The sequence below is a fragment of the Pseudomonas sp. rhizo25 genome (assembly GCF_031931935.1).
Classification (GTDB): Bacteria; Pseudomonadota; Gammaproteobacteria; order Pseudomonadales; family Pseudomonadaceae; genus Aquipseudomonas; species Aquipseudomonas synxantha.
In genome coordinates this window covers 156,521-181,345 of sequence record NZ_JAUJXA010000011.1, presented here as the reverse complement: position 1 = coordinate 181,345, position 24,825 = coordinate 156,521, and the positions used below count along the sequence as shown (strand labels likewise).

The following is a 24,825-nucleotide window of genomic DNA, read 5'->3' as shown; positions in this document are numbered from 1 at the left end:
CGCTCCTACAGCCATAACAACAAGGAGGACCCCGTGAGCGTAATCAGTAAATCCATTCTCCTCGTCGACGACGACCAGGAAATCCGCGAATTGCTGCAAACCTACCTCAGTCGTGCCGGCTTCCAGGTGCGTGGCGTGCCGGATGGCGCGGGGTTCCGCCAGGCGATGAACGAGGCGCCGTGCGACCTGGTCATCCTCGATGTAATGCTGCCGGACGAAGACGGTTTCAGCCTTTGTCGCTGGATCCGCCAGCACCCTCGCCAGGCGCAGGTGCCGATCATCATGCTCACCGCCAGTTCCGACGAAGCCGACCGGGTGATCGGTCTGGAGCTGGGCGCCGATGACTATATCGGCAAGCCATTCAGCCCCCGAGAATTACAGGCGCGCATCAAGGCGCTGCTGCGTCGTTGCCAGTTTGGCCAGGAACGCGGCAGCAGTAGCGACGTGCTGGTGTTCGACGAGTGGCGCCTGGATATGATCAGCCATCGGCTGTTCCACGTTGATGGCGAAGAGGTGATCCTCTCCGGTGCCGACTTTGCCTTGCTCAAATTATTTCTCGACCACCCGCAACAGATCCTCGACCGCGACACCATCGGCAACGCCACTCGTGGCCGTGACCTGATGCCCCTGGACCGTATCGTCGACATGGCCGTCAGCCGCCTGCGCCAACGCCTGCGCGATACTGAAAAACCCCCGCGGCTGATCCGCACCGTGCGCGGCAGCGGTTACCAGCTGGCAGCCAGCGTGGTTGCCGGCAATGCCCACTGAACACCCGGCTGAACGCCGTCGCCGCTTTCCGGTACCGCGCTCCCTACTGGGGCGCATGCTGCTGCTGACCTTGCTGGTGGTGCTGTTCGCCCAGGCATTGTCCAGCGTGATCTGGGTCTCGCAGTTGCGCGCCACCCAACTTGAGGGCCTGGTCACCAGCGCCCGTAGCCTGGCGCATTCGATGACCGCCAGCGTGAGTTATTTCCGTTCGTTGCCGGTGGCCTATCGACCTTTGGTGCTCGACCAGTTGCGCAGCATGGGCGGCACGCGTTTTGTCGTGACCCTCAATGACCGTCCGCTGGACATGGCCTTGTTGCCGCAGACCCCGCGCAAACAGGCGGTGCTGGAAGCGGTCGATGAGGTGTTGCGCCAGACCCTGGGCGCCAACGTGCTTATCTCGGTGGAGTTCGTCAGCGCCGAGGAGCTGCGTATCTTCAATGCCGGCTTGAAGCTCGACGAACTGCCGCGTTCCTGGGCGCATTACGCCTTGACTCTGGAACCGGTGAACCCGCCGGTACTGGTCACCCAGATCCAGCTTGCCCCCGGAGAATGGCTGTACATCGCCTCGCTGTTGCCCGAGCCCTATACCAGCCTCGAGGAGCAGAGCCTGCCGTCCCAGCAGGTTTGGTTTATCGTGTTGACCAGCGGTCTCTTGCTGCTGTTCATCGGCCTGCTGGTGCATTGGCAAAGCCGGCCGCTCAAGCGCCTGGCGCGGGCGGCGCGGGACATGTCCCTGGGCGCTGATGTGGAGCCGGTGGCCGAAGGCGGCGGCAGTGAAGTGGTGGAAGTGGGCCGCGCTTTCAATGCCATGCGCGAACGCATCAGCCGTTACCTGACCGAACGCAGCCAATTGTTCAGCGCGATTTCCCACGATTTGCGCACACCGATTACTCGCCTGCGGCTGCGGGTAGAATTGCTTGAAGACGAAAATCTGCAAGCCAAGTTCGGCCGCGACCTGGATGAGTTGGAGTTGCTGGTCAAAGGCGCGCTGCAATGCGTGAAAGACACCGACATTCACGAAAACATTCAGCCGGTGGACCTCAACCACGTACTCGAATGCCTGGTGGAGCCGTACCTGGCGCCCAATGGCAACGGTCGCGTGTCCCTGGATGGCGCGGCCCTGACGACCTACCCGGGCAAGCCGCTGGCGCTCAAGCGTTGCATCGGCAACCTGATCGACAACGCCTTGAAGTATGGGCAGAACGCGCATTTGCATATCGAGGACGATGGCGCGCTGTTCACCCTGCATGTGGATGATGAAGGCCCGGGGGTGCCGGAACAGCGCCTGGAGCAAGTCTTCGAACCGCACTTTCGCCTGGCAGGCCAGCAGCAGGGGTATGGGTTGGGGTTGGGGATTGCGCGCAATATTGCCCATAGCCATGGAGGGGAAGTGAGTTTGCAGAATTTACGTGAAGGTGGCCTTCGCGTCACCCTGCAACTGCCCCGCGGACTTGATTGAACACACGCTGATTAAATGTGGGAGCAAGCCCCCTCCCACATTTTGATCTCCATCCGTTTAGATACTTTGGCGCAGCCGGGCCAGGTCTCTTAGCGGCGGCGCGCCAAACAACCGGCTGTATTCCCGACTGAACTGCGACGGGCTTTCATATCCCACCCGATAGCCCGCAGCCGAGGCTTCCAACCCTTCGGCAATCATCAGTCGTCGGGCTTCCTGCAAACGCAGTTGTTTCTGGTACTGCAGCGGGCTCATGGCGGTGATCGCCTTAAAGCGATGATGCAAGGTCGAGACGCTCAGGTTCACTTCCTTGGCCAGGTCGTCGATGCGCAGCGGTTGTTCATAGTTGCCGTTCAACCATTTGATCGCCTGGCTGACCCGATGGCTCTGGCTGTTGGCCACGGCGATTTCATACAGGCGATAACCCTGTGGGCCACGCAGCAAGCGGTAGAGGATTTCACGGTTGATCAACGGCGCGAGCATGGCGATATCTTTGGGCGTATCCAGCAGCCGGGTCAGACGCAGCACGGCGTCGAGCAATTGGTGGTCGATGCGGTCGACGTACATTCCCCGGGTCGACGGGCGTGAGGGCACGCCCATGGGCCCGGCCTCCGCGATCAGCGCCGTCAGTTGCGTCGGGTCGATGTTGATACGCACCGAGAGGTTAGGGTTCTCGGCGGTGGCATCGATAATCCGCCCGGCCACCGGCATCGCCACCGAGAAGACCAGGTAGTTGAGCGGGTCGTAGGCGAAAATTTCGTCGGCCAGGCGCACTTCCTTGTTGCCGCTGGCCAGGATGCACAGCGCAGGTTCCACCAGCACCGGCATGAAATCCCGCGGTGTATTGTGGCGGTTCAGGTACAGCGAGGTAATCGCGGTGCCATAGGAGCCGTCTTCCCACGTATGGCGGTGCACGATACTGGCCAACTCGGCGCGTTGCTTTTCCATCTCGGCATCGAGGGGAGTGGACTTTGGATCGGGCGACGGCATGGGGCGTCCTCTACACGCTGCTTTGATGGGCTCAGCTTAGCGGCGGCTTTTCAAATAGTGTTACGTCGATTCTGCCTGATCCTTGCCTGATCCTGCGATCTGTCGTGAATCAGGCAAGCGCCAGGCCTGTCATCTCCCTGAAACACTGGGCAGGCGCGTGGAATAAATCCTGGGGCCGAACGTCCTATCTACGCTTTTCGCAGGATTGTGCAATAAGCCTGCAGGAATCGACTAACCGCGCCCACACCCGCGCCGTTATCTTTGATCCTGTGGCAACACGCCCCCACAGTGCTTGCCGAGCATCACTTCTCAACGGGAGAGTCGAACATGTCCACCCCCATTCCCGCGAGCCATATGGCCTTTATCCGCGCCCGTAGCGGGTGCAGCACCGAACTCGGTGCACGCTTGAGCAGTTTGATCGAACCAGGACGCCAGGCCGAGGGTTGCCTGCAATTCTCGTTGCAGCATTCCCAGGTCGACCCCGATGTCTGGCTGGTCTCGGGGTTCTGGAGCAGCGAGCAGGCCATGAGCGCCTACTTCAACTCTCCGGCCCTGATGATCCTCACCGAGCTGTTGAACGACATGGTGATCCGCAGCATGGACTTCCAGACCTTCACCGATGCATCTGCCGCCCATGCCTACGGCGAGTACCTGCAACTGGCCGGTTGAGGGTTACAATGGTCGACTTTCCATTGGCCAGGACCTGCAACATGGCACGTAGACAATTTGCCCACCACGAAGCCGTTTCCGCCGTAGTACCGGGAGAAGGTGGCTACAGCGCCGCCGTCGCCGTCAAGGCACTGGATGGCATGGGCGCCCCGCAGTTCCACAAGATCCTTGAAGGGCAGACGTTCAAGACGGCGTCCGATGCCGATGATGCGGCGACGTTGCAACTTGAGCGTCTGGTCGATGTGGATGCAGAAGGCCAACTGACCTGGGCCCCCGCCGCACTGTAGGAGCGAGCTTGCTCGCGAAAAACTCAAGAGCACCGCGTTCAGCCTGGTGCCCCGCGTTATCGTTGACGATCTTCGCGAGCAAGCTCGCTCCTACAGGGGTTATTGAGGTCTGTGCATTTTGAACAGGGCCTCAGGCCCCAGCTGGAAATAATCCGCCGGGCCACCCCCACGCAAAATCGGCTCGGCGGCAGCGGTGTCGTAAATCCCGTCCTTGAGCAACCATTTGGCGATGTGCACCGCAACCACCTCGCCCAGCACCAGCCAGCTTGGCACCAACTGTTGGTCGGCACGTTGCAGCTGGAGGATCTGCGTCACCTTGCACTCGAACGACACCGGGCTCTCGCCCACCCGTGGTACGCCAACGATTTTCGAAGCCACCGGCGTCAAGCCGGAGAGTTCGAATTCATTCACCTCGGGCGATACGGCCGCGCAGCTCTGGTTCATCTGCTCGGCCAGCGGGCGGGTGGCCAGGTTCCATACGAACTCGCCGGTCTGTTCGATGTTGTTCAGGCTGTCTTTGCGCCCGACACTGGAAAAACCAATGATCGGCGGAATGTAGTTGAACGCATTGAAGAAACTGTAGGGCGCCAGGTTCAGGCGACCTTCGCGGTCGTGTGACGAAATCCAGCCAATCGGTCGCGGGCCGACAATCGCGTTGAACGGATCATGGGGCAGGCCGTGGCCGTTGGCGGGTTCGTAGAAGTGGATATCGTCGGACATGACCTGTTCTGCTCTCAGTTCTGAAGCCCACATCATATCCAATATGGGAGGGGGCTTGCCCCTCCCACATTTTTTAGTCCGTGGTAATCCGCGAATGTTTGCGCGTGTCTTTCATGGTCACGTAGACCATCAGCGACACTGCGATACACGCGGTCACGTACCAGTAGTAGCCAGTTTCCATGCCGATGCTCTTGAACCACAGCGCGATGTATTCAGCGGTACCGCCGAAGATCGACACGGTCAGGGCATACGGCAGGCCCACGCCCAGGGCGCGGATTTCGGTGGGGAACAGTTCGGCTTTCACCACGGCGTTGATCGATGTGTAGCCGCTGACGATGATCAGCGCCGCCATGATCAGGAAGAACGCACCCCACCAGGACTGGATGGTGTGCAGGGTGGTGAGGATCGGCACGGTGAACAGGGTACCGAGGACACCGAAGGCGATCAGGATCGGCCGCCGGCCAATCTTGTCCGACAGCCCGCCGACCAGGGGTTGCAGGCACATGAACAGGAACAGCGTGGCCGCCGAGATGGTGGTGGAGTCGGAGATGCTCATGCCGACCGTGTTCACCAGGTATTTCTGCATGTAGGTGGTGTAGGTGTAGAACGCCAGGGTGCCGCCCATGGTCAGGCCGACCACGGTCATCAGTTCCTTGGGGTGGCGCATCAAGGTGCGCATGGCGCTTTCCTTGGCTTTTTCCTTCTTGGTGAACGACTCGGTTTCTTCCATACCACGACGCAGGTACAGCGCGACCACTGCACACAAGGCGCCGATGGCGAACGGGATACGCCAGCCCCAGGCATACAGCTGCTCGGTGGTCAGCAGTTGTTGCAGCACGATCAGCACCGCCAGCGCGATGAGCTGGCCGGAGATCAGGGTCACGTACTGGAAGCTGGAGTAGAAGCCACGGCGTTCCTTGGTCGCCATTTCACTGAGGTAAGTGGCAGAGGTGCCGTATTCGCCACCGACCGACAGGCCCTGCAGCAAACGGGCAAACACCAGCAGGATCGGCGCGCCGATACCAATGACTTCATAGCTTGGGCTCAGGGCAATCAGCAGGGAGCCGAAGCACATCAGGTAGACCGAGGCCATCAGGGCTTTTTTACGTCCGACTTTGTCGGCATACAGGCCCATCAGCCAGCCACCGATCGGGCGCATCAGGAAGCCCACGGCGAAGATCGCGGCGGTGTTGAGCAATTGGGCGGTGGTGTCGCCCTTGGGGAAGAAGGTCTTGGCGAAGTACAGCGAGAAGGCGGCGTAGACGTACCAGTCGTACCACTCGACCATGTTGCCCACCGACCCGCTGAAGATCGATTTGATTCGACTGGAAGTGGTGCGTTCTTTTGCCGGCGCAGCCGCCGACCCCAGAGGCAAGGTATTGGAGTTATCCATTGAAGGATCCTTCATCTAGTTGTTTTTATGGAGCGTGCTTGAGCACTGCCTGGTTCGGGCTATAGCAGGAGCTGTGCCAGGTAGATGAAGGCCCGGAATAGAAGGGTTGCAGGATTTTTTTGAGCGGAAAGTTGCCGATGATTTTCGGCTGGTAAGCGGAAATCCGCTTATGGTTGCTGGCGCCATCTGGGGCAAGCCCTGATGGCGATCGGAAGGTCGCTAGAGAAACATCTCCCTCGCCAACCCATGCCGCTGCATCTTTTCATTGAGGGTCCGGCGCGGCAGTTGCAGCTCGGCCAGCACTGCCTTGATATCGCCTTTATGCCGAGTTAATGCAGCTTTCAGGCAATGTGCCTCGAACGCTTCCTGTTGCGCCGCCAACGATTGCCCGGCCTCGATGCCGTCCGGTTCCGTATCGCCGAGCCCCAACACCTGGCGCTCGGCGACGTTGGCCAGCTCACGCACGTTCCCCGGCCAGTCATGACTGAGCAGGCGCCCCAGCTGTGGCCCACTCAAGGGCTCGACATGACGACCCAGACGTTCAGCAGCACTCTGCGCGAAATGGTCGTACAGCAACGGAATATCTTCGCGGCGCTCGCGCAACGGCGGCAGGCGCAGTTGCGCGACGTTCAGGCGATAGGCCAGGTCTTCACGAAAACGCCCGGCGCGGGCCTCTTCCAGCAGGTCAGGCTTGGTGGCGGCGATGATGCGCAGATCCACGTGGATGCTTTGGTTGGAACCCAGCCGCTCCAGCTTCTGTTCCTGCAACACCCGCAGCAATTTCACCTGTTGGGCCAGGGGCATGCTTTCGATCTCATCCAGGAACAACGTGCCGCCATGGGCGTATTCCAGCTTGCCGATGCGTTTGCCCTGGGCGCCGGTAAAGGCGCCGCTTTCGTGGCCGAACAACTCGGCTTCAAACAGCTGCTCGGGGATGGCGGCACAGTTGAGTGCTACAAACGGCTTTTTCGCCCTGGGGCCGAAGTCATGCAGGCAGCGAGCAACCAATTCCTTGCCACTGCCGGTCTCGCCCCGGATCAACACGTTGACCGGCAGGGTCGCCAGGTCCAGCACCTGGCGGCGCAGGTTCTGCAAGCTGCGCGACACCCCCAGCAGGCTGGACTCCAGTTGTGCGCGGTGATCGGCCTGTTGATGCAGGCGGCGGTTTTCCAGGATCAGGCCACGCTTGTCCAATGCCCGGCGCAGGCTGTTGAGCAGTGCCTCGGGGCTAAAGGGTTTCTCCAGGAAATCGTAGGCACCGTCGCGCATGGCTTCGACGGCCATCGGCACGTCACCATGGCCGGTGAGCAAAATCACCGGCAGGTCGGCATCGCGACGCTTTACCTCGGCCAGCAGCTCAAGGCCGCCGAGCCCGGGCATGCGTACATCGCTCAAAATCACACCGGGAAAGTCTTTGGGCAGATGCGCCAGGCATTCTTCGGCGCGACTGAACAATTGCACCTCAAACCCCGAAAGGCTCAGCCATTGCTCGACGGCGGTGCGAATGCTGGCTTCGTCATCGACCACAATTACAGCGTTCAACATGGCGCTGGCGTCTCCAATGCAATCGGCAAGGTCAGGGTAAACACTGCGCCGTCGCCACGGTTGCCGGCGCTCAGGCGCCCGCCCAATTCATGCACGATAGCGTAGGACACCGCCAGCCCCAAGCCGAGGCCGTCGCCGACCGGCTTGGTGGTGAAGAACGGATCGAACACGTTGTTCAGGTGTTCTTCGGCGATCCCGCCGCCGCTGTCGCTGACCGTCAACTGCCACAGCTGCTGATCGGCATGCAGGCGGATTTCCAGGCGCTTGCGCGGCTTGTCGGCCATGGCGTCCAGCGCGTTGCGCAGCAGGTTGATCAATACCTGTTCCAGGCGGATCGCGTCGCCGCGTACCCAGGCCGGGCGCGTCAGGTCGAGCACGACGCCGATGGCTTCATCACGCAGGCGCGCGTCGAGCAAGTGCAGGGACTGATCGACCACGGTGGCCAGGTCCAGGCGTTCACGCAGGCCGCTGGGGCTCTTGCGGGCGAAGGTCTTGAGGTGCCCGGTGAGCGCGGCCATGCGCGTGAGCATGTCATCCAGCGGCGTGAGTGCCTTGTAGGCATCGTCGACGCGGCCGTGGTCGAGCAACAGCCGCAGTGTTGCCAGTTGCATGCGTTGGGCCGTCAACGGTTGGTTGATTTCATGGGCGAGGGCGGCGGACATCTGCCCCAGCGCCGCCAGCTTGGCCGACTGCACCAGGCCATCCTGGGCGGTGCGCAGCGCCTGGGTGCGTTCCTCGACCAACTGTTCCAGCTCTTCGCGGCTGCGCTGACGCAAGCGGGCCAGGCGCCAGCGTTGGCTGAGGAACAGCACCAGGAATACCAGCGCCAGCCAGGAACCCGCGGCGGCTAGGCCAGCGTTGCGTTGGTCTTCAAACGGGAACTGAGGTTTGCGCAGCAGGTGCAGGCTCCAGCCTTCTGCCTTGAGCGGCAGGGACTCCCAGATGTAGTTGGCATTACCGTCGGGGCCATTGACGCGCATCAAATGGCTGTTGTCGTCGAAGCGCTGCAAGACGCTGGTCTCCAGCGGCTGCAGGTGTTTCTTGTCGTATTGGCGGGTGGCCTTGAGTTCAGCCAGGTCGGTTTCGGACAACGGCCGCAGGTTGCGATAACGCCAGCCCGGCTGGTTGGCGATAAACACAATGCCCCGCGCATCGCTGACCAACAGCAAGTCATTACCCTGGGCCCATTCGCGTTCAAGCTCAGGGAATTCCAGCTTGACCACCATGGCGCCGAGGAACTGCTCGTGCTCATCGACCACCGCGCTGGAAAGGAAGTAACCCGGAATGCCAGTAGTCACCCCCACCGCGTAAAAACGCCCGGTGCCTTGGCTCAGGGTCTGGCTGAAATACGGGCGAAATGCGTAGTTGTGGCCGACATAGCTGCTGGGCAAATTCCAGTTGCTGGCGGCCACCGCCAGGCCGCTGCGGTCCATCAGCTCCAAGGTGGATGATTGAGCGGCGCCGTTGATGCGTTCGAGCTTGCGATTGAGCACGTCCTGGGTGGTGCTATCCAGCGGGCCCTTCAAGGCGCGGATCATTTCCGAGTCCAGGGCCAGCACGGCGGGCAGGGCGCGGTAGCGTTCGATCAGGGTGTGCAGGGAGTTGGCATACAGCGCAAGCTGCTGATTGGCGCGAGCGGCGTCATCCACCAGGGCCTGGCGTTCGGCATGGCGTGTGGCCAAGGCAGCGGCCATCACCGCACCGGCGATGATCAATAACGAGTAAAAGGTCAGGCGCAGGGGGCGAGGGATCACGATCATACGATGATGAACAGGCACGGTAAGGGCGAGCACCATACCATGAGCTGTCTGGAACTTGTGTGGGAGGGGGCAAGCCCCTCCCACATCGACTTACTGTACTTCTACCGCCAGGCTCTCACTGATCTTTTTCTGCCAGATGGCAGGACCGGTGATGTGTACCGACTCGCCCTGACTGTCCACTGCAACGGTGACCGGCATGTCTTTTACGTCGAACTCGTAGATGGCTTCCATGCCCAGTTCGGCGAACGCTACCACGCGCGACTTCTTGATGGCTTGCGCCACCAGGTAAGCGGCGCCGCCCACGGCCATCAGGTACACGGCCTTGTGGTCCTTGATCGCTTCGATGGCGATCGGACCGCGCTCGGATTTGCCGATCATGCCCAGCAGGCCAGTCTGCTCGAGGATCTGGCGGGTGAACTTGTCCATCCGCGTCGCGGTGGTCGGGCCAGCCGGGCCAACCACTTCTTCGCGCACCGGATCAACCGGGCCGACGTAGTAGATAAAGCGGCCCTTGAGGTCCACCGGCAGGGTCTCGCCCTTGTTGAGCATCTCGACCATGCGCTTGTGCGCGGCGTCGCGACCGGTGAGCATCTTGCCGTTGAGCAACACGGTTTCGCCCGGCTTCCAGCTTTGCACTTCTTCCGGGGTCAGGGTGTCGAGGTTGACGCGGCGGGCCGACGGGCCGGCTTCCCAGACGATTTCCGGGTAGGCGTCCAGCGATGGCGCTTCCAGCGACGCCGGGCCGGAACCGTCGAGCACGAAGTGCGCATGACGGGTGGCGGCGCAGTTGGGGATCATGCACACCGGCAGGGACGCGGCGTGGGTCGGGTAGTCCATGATCTTCACGTCGAGCACGGTGGTCAGGCCACCCAGGCCCTGGGCGCCGATGCCCAGTTGGTTGACCTTCTCGAACAGCTCCAGGCGCATCTCTTCGATACGGTTCTGCGGGCCGCGCTTTTTCAGCTCGTGGATGTCGATGGATTCCATCAACACTTCCTTGGCCATCACCGCGGCTTTCTCGGCGGTGCCGCCGATGCCGATGCCGAGCATGCCCGGTGGGCACCAGCCGGCGCCCATGGTTGGAACGGTCTTGAGCACCCAGTCGACGATGGAGTCGGACGGGTTGAGCATGGCCATTTTCGACTTGTTCTCGGAACCACCGCCCTTGGCCGCCACGTCCACTTCCACGGTGTTACCCGGGACGATGGAGTAGTGGATCACCGCCGGGGTGTTGTCCTTGGTGTTTTTCCGCGCGCCCGCCGGATCGGCGAGGATGGATGCACGCAGGACGTTTTCCGGCAGGTTGTAGGCGCGACGCACGCCTTCGTTGATCATGTCGTCCAGGCCCATGGTGGCGCCGTCCCAGCGTACATCCATGCCTACGCGCACGAACACGGTGACGATACCGGTATCCTGGCAGATCGGGCGGTGGCCGGTGGCGCACATGCGCGAGTTGATCAGGATCTGGGCGATGGAGTCACGGGCTGCCGGCGATTCTTCGCGCAGGTAGGCTTCGTGCATGGCCTGGATGAAGTCAACGGGGTGGTAATAGGAAATGAATTGCAGGGCGTCGGCAACGCTCTGAATCAGGTCGTCTTGCTTGATCACGGTCATGAGTCGCGCTCCTCTATAAGGGAACATTCAATAAAGGTGGCTTCAGTATTGCGTCGGTCGGCTGAAACCATCTTTCCAAGGCACGCCAAAGTGGTGCAGGCGCGACGCTAAAAAGGCGCGGCAGTATAACCCGGCGCGGTGGCCGATACACCCGACTATGGTCACGAATGCCCGGCCCGGTTATCTGTAGGAGCGAGCTTGCTCGCGAAAAGCGTGAATCTGGTGGGTTTCATCAGGTTGTCCGCGTTATCGTTAGCGATCTTCGCGAGCAAGCTCGCTCCTACCAATAGAGGTAACGGTGTTATGCCTGAACTGCACGTCGGCGAACGCCATTGGTCGGTGCCCACCGGCACTAACCTGCTGGATGCCTTGAACCAGGCGGGAGTCGCCGTGCCGTACAGTTGCCGGGCCGGCAGCTGCCATGCGTGCCTGGTGCGTTGCCAGGGCGAGGTCGATGACCAGCAGCCCGAAGCCCTGAGCCCGACGCAACGTCAGCAGGGTTGGCGCCTGGCGTGTCAGTGCCGGGTCGTCGGCGACCTCCAGGTCGAAGCATTTGATCCGCTGCATGACGGCGTGGCGGCCCAGGTGGTGGGCGCTGATTGGCTGAGTTCCACGGTGCTTTGCCTGCGCCTGCTACCGGAGCGTAGCCTGCGGTATCGGGCCGGGCAGCATCTGGTGTTGTGGGCAGGGCAGGTGGCGCGCCCGTATTCCCTGGCGAGCTTGCCCCAGGAGGATGCATACCTGGAGTTTCATATTGATTGCCGTCAACCCGGTGAATTCAGCGATGCCGCTCGCCATTTCAAGGTTGGTGAGCCTCTGCGCCTGGGCGAGTTGCGGGGCGGGGCGCTGCACTATGACCCCGACTGGCAATCGCGACCGTTGTGGCTGCTGGCCGCCGGCACCGGCCTGGGCCCGTTGTGGGGCATATTGCGCGAAGCGCTGCGCCAGGATCATCAAGGTGCCATCCGTGTCATTCACCTGGCCCATGATGCCGAGGCTCATTACCTGGCCGAACCCCTGGCGGCGCTGGCCACGCAGCATGGGAACCTGACGGTGGAGCTATGGACGGCGGCAGAGTTGAACCAGGCATTGGCGCAACTGCGGCTTGTTTCGCGGCAAACGCTGGCTTTACTCTGCGGTCACCCTGTCAGCGTCGAGGCTTTTTCCAAGCGCCTGTTCCTGGCCGGGCTGCCGCGCAATCAACTGCTGGCCGATGTGTTCCTGCCCCGTGGTTGAGCGCTGAAACCTTTTGCCGCGAGATTCGCCATGACCGACGCCATCCTGCAGCAACGCGAACGCGGGTTGCTGACCTTGCAGCTCAATCGCCCTGACAAGAAAAACGCCCTGACCCGTGCCATGTATACGCAACTGGCCGAGGCGCTGGAACAGGCCGATGCAAACTCGGATATTCGCGCCGTACTGCTACAGGGCAGCAGCGAGTGTTTTACCGCCGGCAATGACATCAGCGATTTTCTCGAACAGCCACCCAACGACCTCGACAGCCCACCGTTTCACTTTATGAAAAGCCTGCTCAACTGCCGCAAACCGGTGATCGCCGCCGTGGCTGGAGCGGCGGTGGGCATTGGCACCACGCTGTTGCTGCATTGCGACCTGGTGTATATCAGCCGCAATGCACGCTTGCGCATGCCGTTCGTTAACCTGGGTTTGTGTCCGGAGTTTGGCTCGAGCCTGATCCTGCCGCGGTTGCTGGGGCATGCGAAGGCGGCTGAACTACTGTTGTTGGGCGAGGGGTTCACTGGCGAACAAGCCGCAGTGTGGGGGATTGCCACCGAGGCGTTGGGCAGTGGCGAGGCGGCCTTGGCCAAGGCGCGGGAAATGGCCGAACGTTTTGAAAGCCTGGCGCCGGGGGCGGTGCAGGTCACCAAGCAGTTGATGAAAAGCGTTGATCGCGAGCAGTTGCGGCAGGTGATCGAGGAGGAGGGGGCGTTGTTTACCCAGCGCTTGAGATCGCCGGAGGCGATTGCGGCGTTGTCGGGGTTTATCACCCGGCGATAAAACGGTGTTGGCTGTTCTGGCGCCATCGCGGGCAAGCCCGGCTCCCACAGTTGACCGCATTCCAATGTGGGCCCCACCACTCGGCACCTCGCCCAGGCTCGGTGTGCCTGAAATGCAAAAAGCCCCGTCATTCGCATAACGGGGCTTTTGTTTGCAGCGTGTCAATCAGACCTGCGGGTCGCCCACGTGCAGGATCTTCATGCCATTGGTGCCACCGGTGGTGTGGTAGCTGTCGCCCTTGGTGAGGATGACCCAGTCGCCTTTCTCTACCACGCCGCGCTTGACCAGCTCGTCGATAGCCTTCTGGCTGACTTCGTTCGGTGCCAGCGAAGCCGGGTCGAACGGGATGGTGTACACACCACGGAACAACGCCGCACGGGCCTGGGCTTCGCGGTGAGGGGTAAACGCGTAGATCGGCACCGAGGAACGGATGCGCGACATGATCAGCGGCGTATAGCCACTTTCGGTCAGGGCAATGATCGCCTTCACGCCCGGGAAGTGGTTGGCGGTGTACATGGCGGCCAGGGCGATGCTCTGGTCGCAGCTTTCGAAGACCTTGCCGATGCGGTGGCTGGAGGTCTTGCTGGTCGGATGCTTTTCAGCGCCGACGCAGATGCGCGCCATGGCCTGCACGGCTTCGAGCGGGTACGGGCCGGCGGCACTTTCAGCCGAGAGCATCACGGCGTCGGTGTAGTCGAGCACGGCGTTGGCCACGTCGGACACTTCGGCACGGGTCGGCATCGGGTTCTGGATCATCGACTCCATCATCTGGGTCGCAACGATCACGGCCTTGTTGTGGCGGCGTGCGTGCAGGATGATCTTCTTCTGGATACCGATCAGTTCGGCGTCACCAATTTCCACACCCAGGTCGCCACGGGCAACCATCACGGCGTCGGAGGCCTTGATCAGGCCGTCGAGGGTTTCGTCGTCGGCCACGGCTTCGGCGCGTTCGATCTTCGCCACCAGCCAGGCGGTGCCGCCGGCTTCGTCGCGCAGTTTACGGGCGTATTCCATGTCGGCGGCGTCGCGTGGGAAGGACACAGCGAGGTAGTCGACTTCCATTTCGGCAGCGAGTTTGATGTCGGCCTTGTCTTTTTCAGTCAGGGCTGGCGCCGTCAGGCCACCGCCGCGACGGTTGATACCTTTGTGGTCGGACAGCGGGCCGCCGATGATCACGGTGCAGTGCAGCTCGGTCGGGGTCGCGGTGTCGACGCGCATGACCACGCGGCCATCGTCCAGCAGCAGTTCGTCACCGACGCCGCAATCCTTGACCAAGTCCGGGTAGTCGATACCCACGACGTCCTGGGTGCCTTCGGTCAAAGGGTGGCTGGTGGAGAAGGTGAATTTGTCACCAATCTTCAGCTCGATCCGCTTGTTGGCAAATTTGGCGATACGGATTTTCGGGCCTTGCAGGTCTCCCAGCAGTGCGACGAAGCGGCCATGCTTGGCGGCCAGGTCACGCACCAGCTTGGCGCGAGCCTTGTGCTCGTCCGGGGTGCCGTGGGAGAAGTTCAGACGGGCGACGTCCAAACCAGCCAGAATCAGCTGTTCGAGGACTTCCGGCGAGTTGCTGGCCGGGCCAAGGGTGGCGACGATTTTGGTGCGACGGACGGACATGCACAGACTCCTGAGTTCAAGCGCTGGAGAAGGCTACTATGCTCTTTCGTTGTAGTCATTGTTCGTTTGCACTACTTATCGACGATTGGCTTGTTTTTGCTGCGCTTGACTGGGCAAACATCCTTGAAGATTTTCGACCAGGGGTCGATACACTGCACAAGACAGGAGAACCCCCATGCGAATTTTGCTCGTTGCTGCCCTGGCCGTCAGTGTTGTCGGCTGTACTCGCTGGTCGATGGACCACCATTTGAACAACGCTTACCGTGCCTATGGGGTGGGCGATTGCGCGCGCGTCACCCTGGAGTTGTCCCAGGTGGATCGCGAAAGCCGTACCCGTCGTTATGTGCAACCGGAGGTTTCGATGCTGCGCGGGCAGTGCCTGGAGCGACAGAAACTGTTTGTTGATGCCGCGCAAACCTATCAGTTCATCATCAGCCAATACCCTTCAAGTGAGTACGCCTATCGCGCCCGTGCGCGGCTCGATACCTTGCAGCAACTGGGGCATTTCCCGAGTGCAGCCGCCGTAAAACCACGGCCTGCATCTTTGTAATGAAATTTGTCATTTTAGAGCTGGCCCGTCGCCAGTCCTGGGCTATTCTTTGAATGTTCGTTTGTACAAGTTTCTATTCGAACGGATGCAGGGCCTGGATTCGGCAGCTGTCTGGTGACAAACGGTACCGTTGTCACACCGAGATCCAGGGAGAGCGAGCGACTGCTCGTTCCGAATCACTGGCACGGCCAGACTCTTGGCCATTGGATGGCGACTTCATCATGTTTACCGAGCGACGGATCGAACGGCATCAACTGCCTTATTTTTTGCAGGTGTTCAATCGTGTTACCGACAAGCCGATTGGGTTCTTGGGCAATGTGTCTGAAAATGGGCTGATGCTGATCAGCCAATTACCCATGATGGTCGATGTGGATTTTCAGCTGTGCTTGAAAATTCCGGTGGCTCAAGGTGAATTCCAGACGATTGATCTGACGGCGACCTGCTTGTGGAGCCATGAAGATGTCAACCCGCAGCATTACGATTCCGGGTTCACGGTGCATCAGCCACCCGAAGCGTATGGGCAATTGATCAACGCGCTGGTGCAGTACTTCAGCTTTGATCCCCAGCAGGCCTCCGTCTGAATGCAGGCAATTTAGAACGCACCGGCTTTTTTCCACCCCAGGTAGCGCGTCACCAGTGTGGCGCCCAGTTCCGACGGCAACGTATCCAATACTGCAAGCCCATGGGCGGTCAAACGATCATGGAGTTGATTGCGGGTGTTGAGGTAATCAACCGTGCCACTGTAAGCCAGGGCTTCGGGCAAGGTCTGCAAGGGGGCTTGGCGTAACTGGTCAAGGATTTCCTCTCGCAGGCTTGCCACAAGTACCCGATGTTGCCGGCCAATACGTTTGGCGGCGGTCATCAGCGCTTCATCATCCTCATCTCGCAGGTTGGTGACGATGATCACCAGTGCCCGGCGCTTTTGACGCGCCAGTAATTGGCTGGCGGCAGCCTGGTAGTCAGCGGTTCTACGGGTGGTGTCCAGGTCGTAGACCGCATTGAGCAAGCTGTTCAATTGGCCACTGCCCTTGACCGGCTTGAGGTAGCGCGGCTGGTCGCTGGCGAAGGTGCACATCCCTACGGCATCGCCCTGGCGCAAGGCGACATAACTGAGCAGCAGGCAGGCGTTGAGGGCGTGGTCGAAATGGGACAGTTCATCATCCTGGCTACGCATGCGCTGGCCGCAATCGAGCATGAACACGATTTGCTGGTCGCGCTCATCCTGGTATTCACGGGCAATCGGCGTGCGTTGGCGAGCGGTGGCCTTCCAGTCGATCTGGCGCAGGCTGTCACCTTCACGAAACTCGCGCAGTTGATGAAATTCCAGGCCCAACCCTCGCCGCTGATGTTGGCGCACGCCCAGTTGGCTCAGCCAGTTATCCACACCCAGCAACTGCGCGCCGTATAAACGGGCGAAATCCGGGTAAACCCGGGTGGCATCATGGGTTTCGACGAGTCTGCGCGCCGACCACAGCCCCAATGGGCTGGGCAGCAGCAGTTCGCAGCGACTGAAGCTGAAATGCCCGCGGCGCAAGGGGCGAACGCGATAGCCCAGCTCAGCACGTTCGCCGGGGCGCAGTTGGATGGATTGGGGCTGGTTATCCACACTCAGGCCGTCAGGCACGTGGTCGAACACCCCTACGGTCAGTGGTTGAGGATAGTCATGCTCCAGGCACAGGCGCACCTCTTCCCAGCGCCCCAGCGCCAGGCTGCCGGGCAGTTTCCTGGTTACGCGCGCCGAGGGCCGGCGGTGCAAGCGTGCCGCATCCAGCGTCGCCAATAGCAGCAGGGCCAGAAGCAGGCCCCAAGCGATGGAATGCAAGGTTTGAGGTAGCTTGACCTGCAGCGCCATCGAAGCGCCCAACAGGGTGTTCAGGCCAAGTAGCACACCCAGCCAGATCAGCAACAGACGGGTCGGCTTCATGGCTGCGTCATTGCCTTGGTGCAGCAATCTGGTCAAGTAGCTGCTGGAGCACCTGGTCAACTTCCAGGCCGTCGATGTCCAGTTCCGGCGCAATGCGCACCCGGTGACGCAGCACTGCCAGCGCACAGCCCTTGATGTCATCGGGCGTCACGAACTCGCCACCGCGCAATAGCGCCCGGGCGCGGGCGCCGCGTACCAGGGCGATGGAGGCCCTGGGACCGGCGCCGATGGTCAGCCCCGGCCAACTGCGTGTGGCCCGCGCCAGCCGCACCGCGTAGTCGAGTACCTGTTCATCCAGGGGCAGTGCGCTGGCAATTTCCTGCATCAGCACCACGTCCTCGGCTTGCAGCACGGTGCGCAAAGGCTGTACATCCAGCATGTCGGCCCTGGACGAGCGGGTCACTTCGCGGACCATCTCCAGTTCCTGCCGGGCGTCGGGGTAGCCCATGCGCACCTTGAGCATAAACCGGTCCAGCTCGGCCTCGGGCAGCGGGTAGGTGCCTTCCTGCTCGATGGGGTTCTGGGTCGCCAGCACCATGAAGGGCTGGCCGATGGGCAACGCCTCGCCCTCCAGGGTAACCTGGCGCTCCTGCATGGCTTCGAGCAGTGCCGCCTGGGTCTTGGCCGGGGCACGGTTGATTTCATCGGCCAGCAACAGGTGGGTGAACAGCGGCCCCTTGCGCAGCTTGAACTGTTCGGTCTGCAGGTCGTACACCGCATGGCCGGTGACATCGCTGGGCATCAGGTCCGGGGTGAACTGGATACGTGCGAAATCACCGCCAAAGCAACGGGCCAGGGCACGTACCAGCAAGGTCTTGCCCAGGCCTGGCACGCCTTCGAGCAGGACGTGACCACCTGCGATCAAGGCGGTGAGCACGTCGTCAATCACCTGGTCCTGGCCTATCACGGCCTTGCGTAATTCCACACGCAGGGCCTGGGCCTGCTGGCTGGCATGTCCAAGGTTGTCTGCGGTCAGGGGGGTGGCCATTGGAGAGTCGCTCATAAGGCATTCCTGAGGGTTTGCAGGCACGCTACCTGTCGGCTGAAATCGGCATTGGAGAGCCGTTTCAGCGCAAGTGGTTCAAGCGCCTGGCTGATGATATGGGAAGGTTGCCGTGTCAAGTGTTCCAGCACCTGCCGTTGCTCTGCGCTGTCGAGGTGTTCAAAGCCTGGGTGGCGTCGCCGGGCGGCGCGCAGGAGGTCGAGTTGCAAGGCTTGCAGCAAGGTGCCCTGGCCGCTGCGGCGTAGCAGGAAATCGGCACTGGCCTTCAAGTGTTCCTGTAATTGCCGACGAGCCTTGGGCGCTGGTGCCTGGACCGGGCCGTGGCGCATGCCAGCGTGCCACAGCGCCAGGGCAACCAATGCTGCGAGAGCGACGAGGGCCTGGGGGAAAAAACGCAGCAACAGGGTAAACAGATCGTCCACGTCACTGTTGAACAACAAGGTTACCTGGGTGCCCTGGTTCAGGTACCAGAGCAGCCAGGCGTTATCGTGGTTGCCGATGCCAGGGGTTTTCCACAGGTCGCTATCGGTCATCACCGTGACACGGCCTTGCCCCAGGTTCAGCTGCATCAGGTGGCTGGACTGCGCGCTGTTGGCAGAGAACTGTGCCAGGTGCCTGGGGTCGATGAGGTTGAAGTCGGTGTCAAAACTGAAATACGCAGGGGCGGTTTCGTTGTCGACATAGAGTTTGGTCAGGTCCGGTGCCGGCTTTTTACGAGGCCGTGGCGGTTCATCGAAGGTTTCGCTCAAGGTTTGGCGGATATTGAGGCGATCAAGCAACAGATCGCCACTTTTGCCGGTTTCTTCGTCCCACAAGGCCTCGGCGACCAGCAGCAGGTGGCCCCCGGCTTTGGCCCACTGCAGCAGTTGCTCGACCTGGCGTGGAGTCATGTTGCTGCGTTCCCCCAGCAGCAACAGGCTATGGCCTTTGGCGGGCAGGTCGGCAAGGTGTTCAAGACCGTTGGCATGCTCCACCGTGAGGCCTTGCTTGTGCAGGAAATGCTCGGCAGCCAGATAGGGGTTGGCCCGTGCAACCGGCGATGGGCCGCGATCCACCACTTCGTCGTAGGGAATTGCCTTGTGCCAGGCATACACGCCGCCCATGCCCAGCAGGCACGCCAGCAGCAGCGCCACCCACACCAGCGGGCGGTTCATTGGCTCGCTCCGTCGCTGAACAGTGCACGCCAGTCGTCGCACAGCTTCTGCTGGGCAGAGGAGGGAGGCAGGCGATGGCCATAGGCGAGGTTTTGCCAGTGCCGCGTCAGTTCGTCACTGAATGCCAGTAACTGCGGCTGCTGCAAGCGATGCACGTGCTCCAGCACCTGGCCTTCGGTGTCGGCGCTTTTCAGCGGCAGGTTGTATTCGTGCAATAGCCGGCTGAGCAGGCCGCGATACAGCAGGCCGAGGGCTTCCCGTGGCTGGGTGGGCCATAGCTGTTCGGCGGCGCCGGCAAGGTCATCGGGCAATGTGTCGGTGCCCAATTCCAAGCCGAACAGCTGGGTGGGCATGGCACTGGCCGTTTTCGGGCGAGGCCGTCGGCTGCGACTGACAAAGGTGCGCAACCATTCGCGGTAACGCCACATCACTAGGGCCAGCCCGCCAATCACCAGGCTCCATAGCAGTATTTCCAAGGCTTTAGCGACGTGCTTGAAGGCATCGCTGTTGAGGTTGTCGAGCAAGGCCTGGAGCCAGCGGGGTAGTTTGCCATCGCCATGGCCTTGGTTTCCAACCGGCGCCTTTTCCTTGCCAAACCGGTAGCGTGTGACGGTTTCCGGGTTCTTGAACGGTGGCTTTTCCAACACCGCTTTGATGGATTGGCTGGCGGCCTGGGTACTAAGCGGTTTGGGACCAGGCGGTTCCTGCGCCATGGCAGATGGGCTGAGCTGTAGCAGTGTCAGGCCCACGACCAGTAACAATGCTGGCGCAACACTGCTCAGGCGCTGGCGCAAGCGTCGGAATACCAACTCCAGGTCCCAGGCCTCCAGGACCGTACGCCGATTGAGGTACAGGCTGAAACCGCAGGCGACGTAGATGGGTTCCCAGAACACCAGCACCATGGCATAGAACGCGTTGCCCAGATGTTCCAGCCATAGCACGTCCGAGCCCGTTGCCAAGGCCATCCGTTGCCAATCCCAGTCCAGTTCCACGTTTTGCGGAATGAACAGATAGAACAGGGCCAAGGCGCCGAACCACAGGCCGATTTCCAGGTGTACGCCGATGATCGTCAGCCAGCGTGCGGCCCCGGCATTGCGTTGCAGTAATACCCCCAGGCGCTGTTGGCGCCCATGACCATCGAGGCCTTCAAGTTGGCTCACCGGCAGGGTAAAGCTGCGACTCAGGCTCAGTCGCCGCCAGGTCAGGCTGGCGAACAATTGCCCCTTCAGCAGGTGCGGCCAATCGCGAACGGCCTGTTTGAGGCTTGGTGTTTCGCCAAACAGGGCCTTGGACAGGATGTACAGCGGCAAGCGGTCAAAGGCCGGCTTGAGCCACCAGAACAGGAACATCGCCAGCGACGGGTAACGCCACAGCAGCACAGTGAGCACCATAAATACCGGCAGGCTTACCAGTGCCCAACTGCCCATCAGCAAGAGGCGGTGTTGCCTGGCCATCAACACACCCAGGTCCATGGCTTCCCAGGCGGTACGCGGGCGAATCATCACACTGGAGTCAGTCAGGCGCATGATGAGTCCGCCCGGCGAATATCAGGTAGGCGGCCACCAGCAGCCAGAGCGCGGCGCCCACCAGGTATTTGATCCAGGGGGCAATGCTGGTGGTGGAGGACCAGTAGGCTTCGATAAACGCAGCGATGAGCAGGAGCATCATGACACCGCAGAGCATTCGCACACTTTTACGGGCCGCCAGGCGTAGGGCCTCGCCGCGTGCCAATCGCCCCGGCGCGACCAGTGACCAGCCCAATTGCAGGCCCGCGGCACCGGCCAGGGTGATGGCGGTGAGCTCGAATGCGCCATGGCCAATGGCAAATGACCAGAAGGTCTGGCCATAGCCAATATCCGTAAGGTGCCCGGAGACCGCGCCGATGACCAAGCCGTTGAAAATCAGGAAGAACACGCTGCCCAGACCGAACAGCAGGCCGGCCGCAAACGTCTGGAAGGCGATGCCGATGTTGTGCATCACGTAGTAGCCAAACATCATCCAGTCTTCGCTGGCGGCCCGCTCGGCGGCCCGGCCCAGGCGGCTGGCCTGGGGGTCGTACATGCCCTGCATCTCAGCTACTTGTTGGGGGCTGACGATGCTGTAGATAAGGTCGGGAAACAGGTAGACCAGCAGCGCTATCCCCACCAGGCTGCCAAAAAACAGCAGGCCGGCGATCAGCACGAAGCGCCACTGCTGGCGTACCAGGCGTGGGAAGTCGGCGAGGATGAACGCCAGCACGTTTGCCGGCAGCTGGCTGCGATGGCGGTACAGTTGTTGGTGGCCGCGCAGCGCCAGTTGTTGCAGCGGGTCTACCAGGTAGCTGCTGTAGCCGCGCTCCTGGGCCAGGGCCAGGTGCTGGCACAGGCGCCGGTATTGATGGGGGAAGCCCGCGACATCGGCGGCCTTGGCTTTGCCTTGCTCCAGTTGCTTGAGCTGTTCGGCGAAGGCTTGCCATTGTGGCTGGTGGCGGCTTTCAAAAAGGCTCTGCTTCATGTCGGCCCCAACAAGCCACGGGCCACACCGTTGAGTTGCTCCACGGCGCGGGCCGGGGGTACTTGCAGGGGCTCGGCGAGGATCGCGGCCAGCTCATGCACCCGTTCGGCAGAGAGCTCGGCCTGGCGCTCGGCGAAACCGAGGATGGCCCGCTGTTCGCTAAGTTGCAGTGCGAAGGGCAGGCGCAGCGCGGAGGCTTGAGGGATTCGCGGGCGTAACAGCGGCAGTTCGCGGTAGACCACCAGCGTGCCCGCGGCCAGGTCGCCAAGCCGCTTGAAATGCGGGTGTTGCAGGCAACTGATCGCACCGAGGAAGTAACCGAAGGGCAGCATGTCGACAAAGCGTAAAAGGTTGCGGATCAACGACCCCGACCAGCCAATGGGCGTGCCGTCGTCCTGTACCACCCGCAGGCCCATCACCTGTTTGCCCGGGGAGCAACCCTGGTTGAGCACTTCGAACAGCACCATGTACCACCAGCTCACCACAAACAGCAGCAGCGAGCCTAGCCCGACGCCAATGTTGCCAAGCAGCGCCAGGGGCACCAGCAGGATACCCATGATGATCCCACGTACACCCAAGTCGAAAGCAAAGGCCAATGCCCGAGGCGGCAGGCCGGCAGGACGCAAGGGCAGGTCGATGCCTTCCGGCGTCTCGATCTGGTAGTGGGTATCCAGGGGTGTTGATGCCATTGCGGTCCTTTGCATTACGACTAAGAGACACGGATGCTAGCAGTGTCGACGGTGGAAGCAACCCTTCAAGGTTTTACTGGGTATTTATACAGTAAAGGTATCGCTGGCCCCGAGCGCCTTGCAGCGCCTAGACTTTGTCGGTCTTCAGCACAGGAATAGCCCGTGACCTCGATTTTCTGGTACGACTATGAAACCACCGGTATCAACCCGCGTAATGATCGCCCGCTTCAGGTAGCCGGTATCCGCACTGACCTGGACCTCAACGAGGTCGGTGCGCCGATCAACCTTTATTGCCAGCCCAGCGACGATATCCTGCCCCACCCGGCTGCGTGCGCGATCACGGGGATTACCCCGGGTGTTCTTGCGCAGAAGGGCCTTGCCGAAGCCGACTTCATGACCCGGGTGCACGCCGAGCTGGCGGCGCCAGGCACCTGCGGCGCCGGCTACAATACCCTGCGATTTGACGATGAAATGACGCGCTACAGCTTGTATCGCAACTTTTTCGATCCTTATGCGCGGGAATGGCAGGGCGGCAACAGCCGCTGGGACTTGATCGATGTGATGCGTACGGCCTATGCACTGCGGCCCGAGGGCATTACCTGGCCAGAGCAAGACGGGCGCGTGACGCTCAAGCTCGAGCGGTTGACCGAAGCAAACGGTATCGAGCATGGCCAGGCCCACGATGCGTTATCTGATGTGCGAGCGACTATCGCCCTGGCGCGGTTGGTCCGGGAGAAACAGCCCAAGCTATATGAATGGTTGTTTCAACTGCGCAGCAAGCAGCGGGTCATGGACCAGGTGCGATTGCTGCAACCGATGGTGCATATCTCCGGGCGCTTTTCTGCCGAGCGCCATTACCTGGGGGTGGTGTTGCCCCTGGCCTGGCACCCGCGCAATCGCAATGCCTTGATTGTCTGCGACCTGGGGCTCGACCCACAGGGGTTGCTGGATCTGGACGCCGAGACCCTGCGCGAGCGCCTTTACACGCGCCGTGGTGAGTTGGCCGAAGGTGAACTGCCGGTGCCTCTCAAGTTGTTGCATATCAACCGCTGCCCGGTGGTCGCGCCGTTGAAGGTGCTGCGCCCGCAAGATCGCGAGCGTCTGCAATTGGATATGGATACTTTTCAGGCACGGGCGCTGCGGCTAACTGACGCACAAGCAGTTTGGCGTGACAAGTTGGCGGCCATTTACGCCGAGGAAGACTTTGCGGCGAACCAAGACCCGGAGCAGCAGCTCTACGATGGCTTTATTGGCGACCGTGACCGGCGTTTATGTGAACAAGTTCGCATGGCAGAGCCCGCGCAGTTAGCGCGCCAGCAGTGGCCGTTCGATGATCATCGTTTGCCGGAATTATTATTTCGCTACCGCGCACGTAACTTTCCTGAAACCTTGAACAATGAGGAGCAACAGCGCTGGAAACTTTTCTGTCAGCAACGCTTGTCGGATCCGCAGTGGGGAGCACCGAATACCTTGCTGGCATTTAAGCAGGCGCGTGAGGAGTTGGCAGTTAGTGCTACATCGTTTCAGTGTGGGGTACTCGAGCAATGGCAGGACTATGCCGACTCTTTAGCCGCTCGACTGAATCTGTAGGTGGATAACTACAGAATATCCTGACAATAAAAAACGCCAGCAAGCTGGCGTTTTTAATGTGTTGCGTATCGGTCGAAGGTCTGAGCAGGCTTAGCCCAGCAGGGTAGCCCAACCTTCAACCACATCACCGCCCCACTTGGCTTTCCACTCTTTCAGAGTCTTGTGGTTGCCACCTTTGGTTTCAATCACTTCACCGTTGTGCGGGTTTTTGTACTGCTTGACCTTGCGAGCACGCTTGGTGCCGGTAGTTTTCACAGCGCCGCGTGGTGCTTTAACTTTCGACTCTGGATCCAGCAGCGCGATGATGTCACGCAGGGATTTGGAGTATTCACCCATCAGGGTGCGCAATTTGCCTTCGAATTCCAGCTCGGTTTGCAGCTTGTCGTCTTGGGACAGGTTCTTCAAACGAGCTTGCAGCTCTTTGATGGCTTCTTCGGTGGCGCGGTATTCGTTGATCAGTGACATGTGGACTACCTTATGTAGAACGCTGATTGGCAGGGTGAGTGGCCCAATAATAGTCAGGCAATTTCGCCAAGTAAACATTTAAGACGGTATTTGTGTGAATTACATTGAATGTTTGTGGCAAA

Annotated in this window: 23 protein-coding genes; 9 read left to right on the top strand and 14 right to left on the bottom strand. The window is 61.0% G+C overall.

The window, feature by feature from the left end; genetic code table 11:
* Nucleotides 1-33 precede the first annotated feature (33 nt).
* Both QZR30_RS21870 and QZR30_RS21865 read left to right on the top strand, forming a co-directional pair.
* Entirely contained in the window at nt 34-768 is a 735-nt protein-coding gene (locus QZR30_RS21870) for a response regulator (protein ID WP_046069370.1), read from the top strand.
* Complete coding sequence (locus tag QZR30_RS21865) at nt 758-2,227, top strand: ATP-binding protein (RefSeq protein WP_068967650.1); 1,470 nt, start codon at nt 758-760, stop codon at nt 2,225-2,227. Before QZR30_RS21870 ends, QZR30_RS21865 begins: the two co-directional genes overlap by 11 nt.
* 57 nt (nt 2,228-2,284) lie before the next feature.
* Here QZR30_RS21865 and QZR30_RS21860 read toward each other — a convergent pair whose 3' ends face one another.
* On the bottom strand, nt 2,285-3,214 hold the full coding sequence (locus QZR30_RS21860; RefSeq protein WP_046069368.1) for an AraC family transcriptional regulator: 930 nt from the start codon (nt 3,212-3,214) through the stop codon (nt 2,285-2,287).
* A 327-nt stretch (nt 3,215-3,541) separates the two neighbouring features.
* Between QZR30_RS21860 and QZR30_RS21855 the strand changes: the two genes are divergently transcribed.
* A complete protein-coding gene (locus QZR30_RS21855; RefSeq protein WP_043050050.1) occupies nt 3,542-3,883 on the top strand; it encodes an antibiotic biosynthesis monooxygenase family protein in 342 nt (113 codons plus the stop codon).
* Between the two features lie 41 nt (nt 3,884-3,924).
* The gene (locus tag QZR30_RS21850; protein ID WP_046072556.1) at nt 3,925-4,170 is read left to right on the top strand and encodes a hypothetical protein; all 246 of its coding nucleotides are present in this window, start codon (nt 3,925-3,927) and stop codon (nt 4,168-4,170) included.
* Nucleotides 4,171-4,269: 99 nt separating this feature from the next.
* Here the strand turns inward: QZR30_RS21850 and QZR30_RS21840 are convergent, their stop codons facing one another.
* The 5 genes from QZR30_RS21840 to QZR30_RS21820 all read right to left on the bottom strand — a co-directional run bounded on the left by QZR30_RS21840 (nt 4,270) and on the right by QZR30_RS21820 (nt 11,202).
* A complete protein-coding gene (locus tag QZR30_RS21840) occupies nt 4,270-4,890 on the bottom strand; it encodes a flavin reductase family protein (protein WP_046069367.1) in 621 nt (206 codons plus the stop codon).
* A gap of 73 nt (nt 4,891-4,963) precedes the next feature.
* Nucleotides 4,964-6,283: an MFS transporter gene (locus tag QZR30_RS21835; RefSeq protein ID WP_046069366.1), complete on the bottom strand. Its 1,320-nt coding sequence runs from the start codon at nt 6,281-6,283 to the stop codon at nt 4,964-4,966.
* Between the two features lie 219 nt (nt 6,284-6,502).
* Entirely contained in the window at nt 6,503-7,828 is a 1,326-nt protein-coding gene (locus tag QZR30_RS21830; protein WP_046069365.1) for a sigma-54-dependent transcriptional regulator, read from the bottom strand.
* Complete coding sequence (locus QZR30_RS21825; RefSeq protein WP_046069364.1) at nt 7,822-9,588, bottom strand: ATP-binding protein; 1,767 nt, start codon at nt 9,586-9,588, stop codon at nt 7,822-7,824. The genes QZR30_RS21830 and QZR30_RS21825 overlap by 7 nt, the downstream gene beginning before the upstream one ends.
* 90 nt (nt 9,589-9,678) lie before the next feature.
* A complete protein-coding gene (locus tag QZR30_RS21820) occupies nt 9,679-11,202 on the bottom strand; it encodes a fumarate hydratase (RefSeq protein ID WP_311904127.1) in 1,524 nt (507 codons plus the stop codon).
* Between the two features lie 303 nt (nt 11,203-11,505).
* On the opposite strand from QZR30_RS21820, the gene QZR30_RS21815 reads away from it, so the two are divergent.
* The gene (locus QZR30_RS21815) at nt 11,506-12,438 is read left to right on the top strand and encodes an iron-sulfur-binding ferredoxin reductase (protein WP_046069362.1); all 933 of its coding nucleotides are present in this window, start codon (nt 11,506-11,508) and stop codon (nt 12,436-12,438) included.
* A 30-nt stretch (nt 12,439-12,468) separates the two neighbouring features.
* Nucleotides 12,469-13,218, top strand: coding sequence for an enoyl-CoA hydratase-related protein (locus QZR30_RS21810; protein ID WP_274355738.1), 750 nt, complete (start codon nt 12,469-12,471; stop codon nt 13,216-13,218).
* Nucleotides 13,219-13,383: 165 nt separating this feature from the next.
* Here the strand turns inward: QZR30_RS21810 and pyk are convergent, their stop codons facing one another.
* Nucleotides 13,384-14,835: a pyruvate kinase gene (gene pyk, locus QZR30_RS21805; protein WP_043050041.1), complete on the bottom strand. Its 1,452-nt coding sequence runs from the start codon at nt 14,833-14,835 to the stop codon at nt 13,384-13,386.
* A 175-nt stretch (nt 14,836-15,010) separates the two neighbouring features.
* On the opposite strand from pyk, the gene QZR30_RS21800 reads away from it, so the two are divergent.
* Both QZR30_RS21800 and QZR30_RS21795 read left to right on the top strand, forming a co-directional pair.
* On the top strand, nt 15,011-15,385 hold the full coding sequence (locus tag QZR30_RS21800) for a tetratricopeptide repeat protein (RefSeq protein WP_046069360.1): 375 nt from the start codon (nt 15,011-15,013) through the stop codon (nt 15,383-15,385).
* 221 nt (nt 15,386-15,606) lie between these two features.
* Nucleotides 15,607-15,966, top strand: coding sequence for a PilZ domain-containing protein (locus QZR30_RS21795; protein WP_046069359.1), 360 nt, complete (start codon nt 15,607-15,609; stop codon nt 15,964-15,966).
* Nucleotides 15,967-15,977: 11 nt separating this feature from the next.
* Here QZR30_RS21795 and QZR30_RS21790 read toward each other — a convergent pair whose 3' ends face one another.
* Genes QZR30_RS21790 through QZR30_RS21765 form a run of 6 tightly spaced genes read right to left on the bottom strand, consistent with a single transcriptional unit; the run spans nt 15,978 to nt 22,648 of the window.
* Entirely contained in the window at nt 15,978-17,309 is a 1,332-nt protein-coding gene (locus QZR30_RS21790; RefSeq protein WP_311904123.1) for a DUF58 domain-containing protein, read from the bottom strand.
* A gap of 7 nt (nt 17,310-17,316) precedes the next feature.
* Complete coding sequence (locus QZR30_RS21785; protein WP_056847606.1) at nt 17,317-18,312, bottom strand: AAA family ATPase; 996 nt, start codon at nt 18,310-18,312, stop codon at nt 17,317-17,319.
* Nucleotides 18,309-19,466 carry a DUF4350 domain-containing protein gene (locus tag QZR30_RS21780; protein WP_311904121.1) on the bottom strand — a complete coding sequence of 386 codons (1,158 nt, stop codon included), beginning with the start codon at nt 19,464-19,466 and terminating at the stop codon, nt 18,309-18,311. The genes QZR30_RS21785 and QZR30_RS21780 overlap by 4 nt, the downstream gene beginning before the upstream one ends.
* Nucleotides 19,463-20,992, bottom strand: coding sequence for a DUF4129 domain-containing protein (locus QZR30_RS21775; RefSeq protein WP_311904120.1), 1,530 nt, complete (start codon nt 20,990-20,992; stop codon nt 19,463-19,465). Before QZR30_RS21775 ends, QZR30_RS21780 begins: the two co-directional genes overlap by 4 nt.
* Nucleotides 20,979-21,959, bottom strand: a complete 981-nt coding sequence (locus QZR30_RS21770) for a stage II sporulation protein M (RefSeq protein WP_046069337.1) — start codon at nt 21,957-21,959, stop codon at nt 20,979-20,981. Before QZR30_RS21770 ends, QZR30_RS21775 begins: the two co-directional genes overlap by 14 nt.
* Nucleotides 21,956-22,648 (bottom strand): RDD family protein, encoded by a 693-nt coding sequence (locus QZR30_RS21765; protein ID WP_046069336.1) that lies wholly within the window; start codon nt 22,646-22,648, stop codon nt 21,956-21,958. Before QZR30_RS21765 ends, QZR30_RS21770 begins: the two co-directional genes overlap by 4 nt.
* A 162-nt stretch (nt 22,649-22,810) precedes the next feature.
* On the opposite strand from QZR30_RS21765, the gene sbcB reads away from it, so the two are divergent.
* The gene (gene sbcB, locus QZR30_RS21760; protein WP_311904118.1) at nt 22,811-24,238 is read left to right on the top strand and encodes an exodeoxyribonuclease I; all 1,428 of its coding nucleotides are present in this window, start codon (nt 22,811-22,813) and stop codon (nt 24,236-24,238) included.
* A gap of 90 nt (nt 24,239-24,328) precedes the next feature.
* Here the strand turns inward: sbcB and mvaT are convergent, their stop codons facing one another.
* Nucleotides 24,329-24,703: a histone-like nucleoid-structuring protein MvaT gene (mvaT, locus tag QZR30_RS21755; protein ID WP_005790963.1), complete on the bottom strand. Its 375-nt coding sequence runs from the start codon at nt 24,701-24,703 to the stop codon at nt 24,329-24,331.
* Nucleotides 24,704-24,825 lie beyond the last annotated feature (122 nt).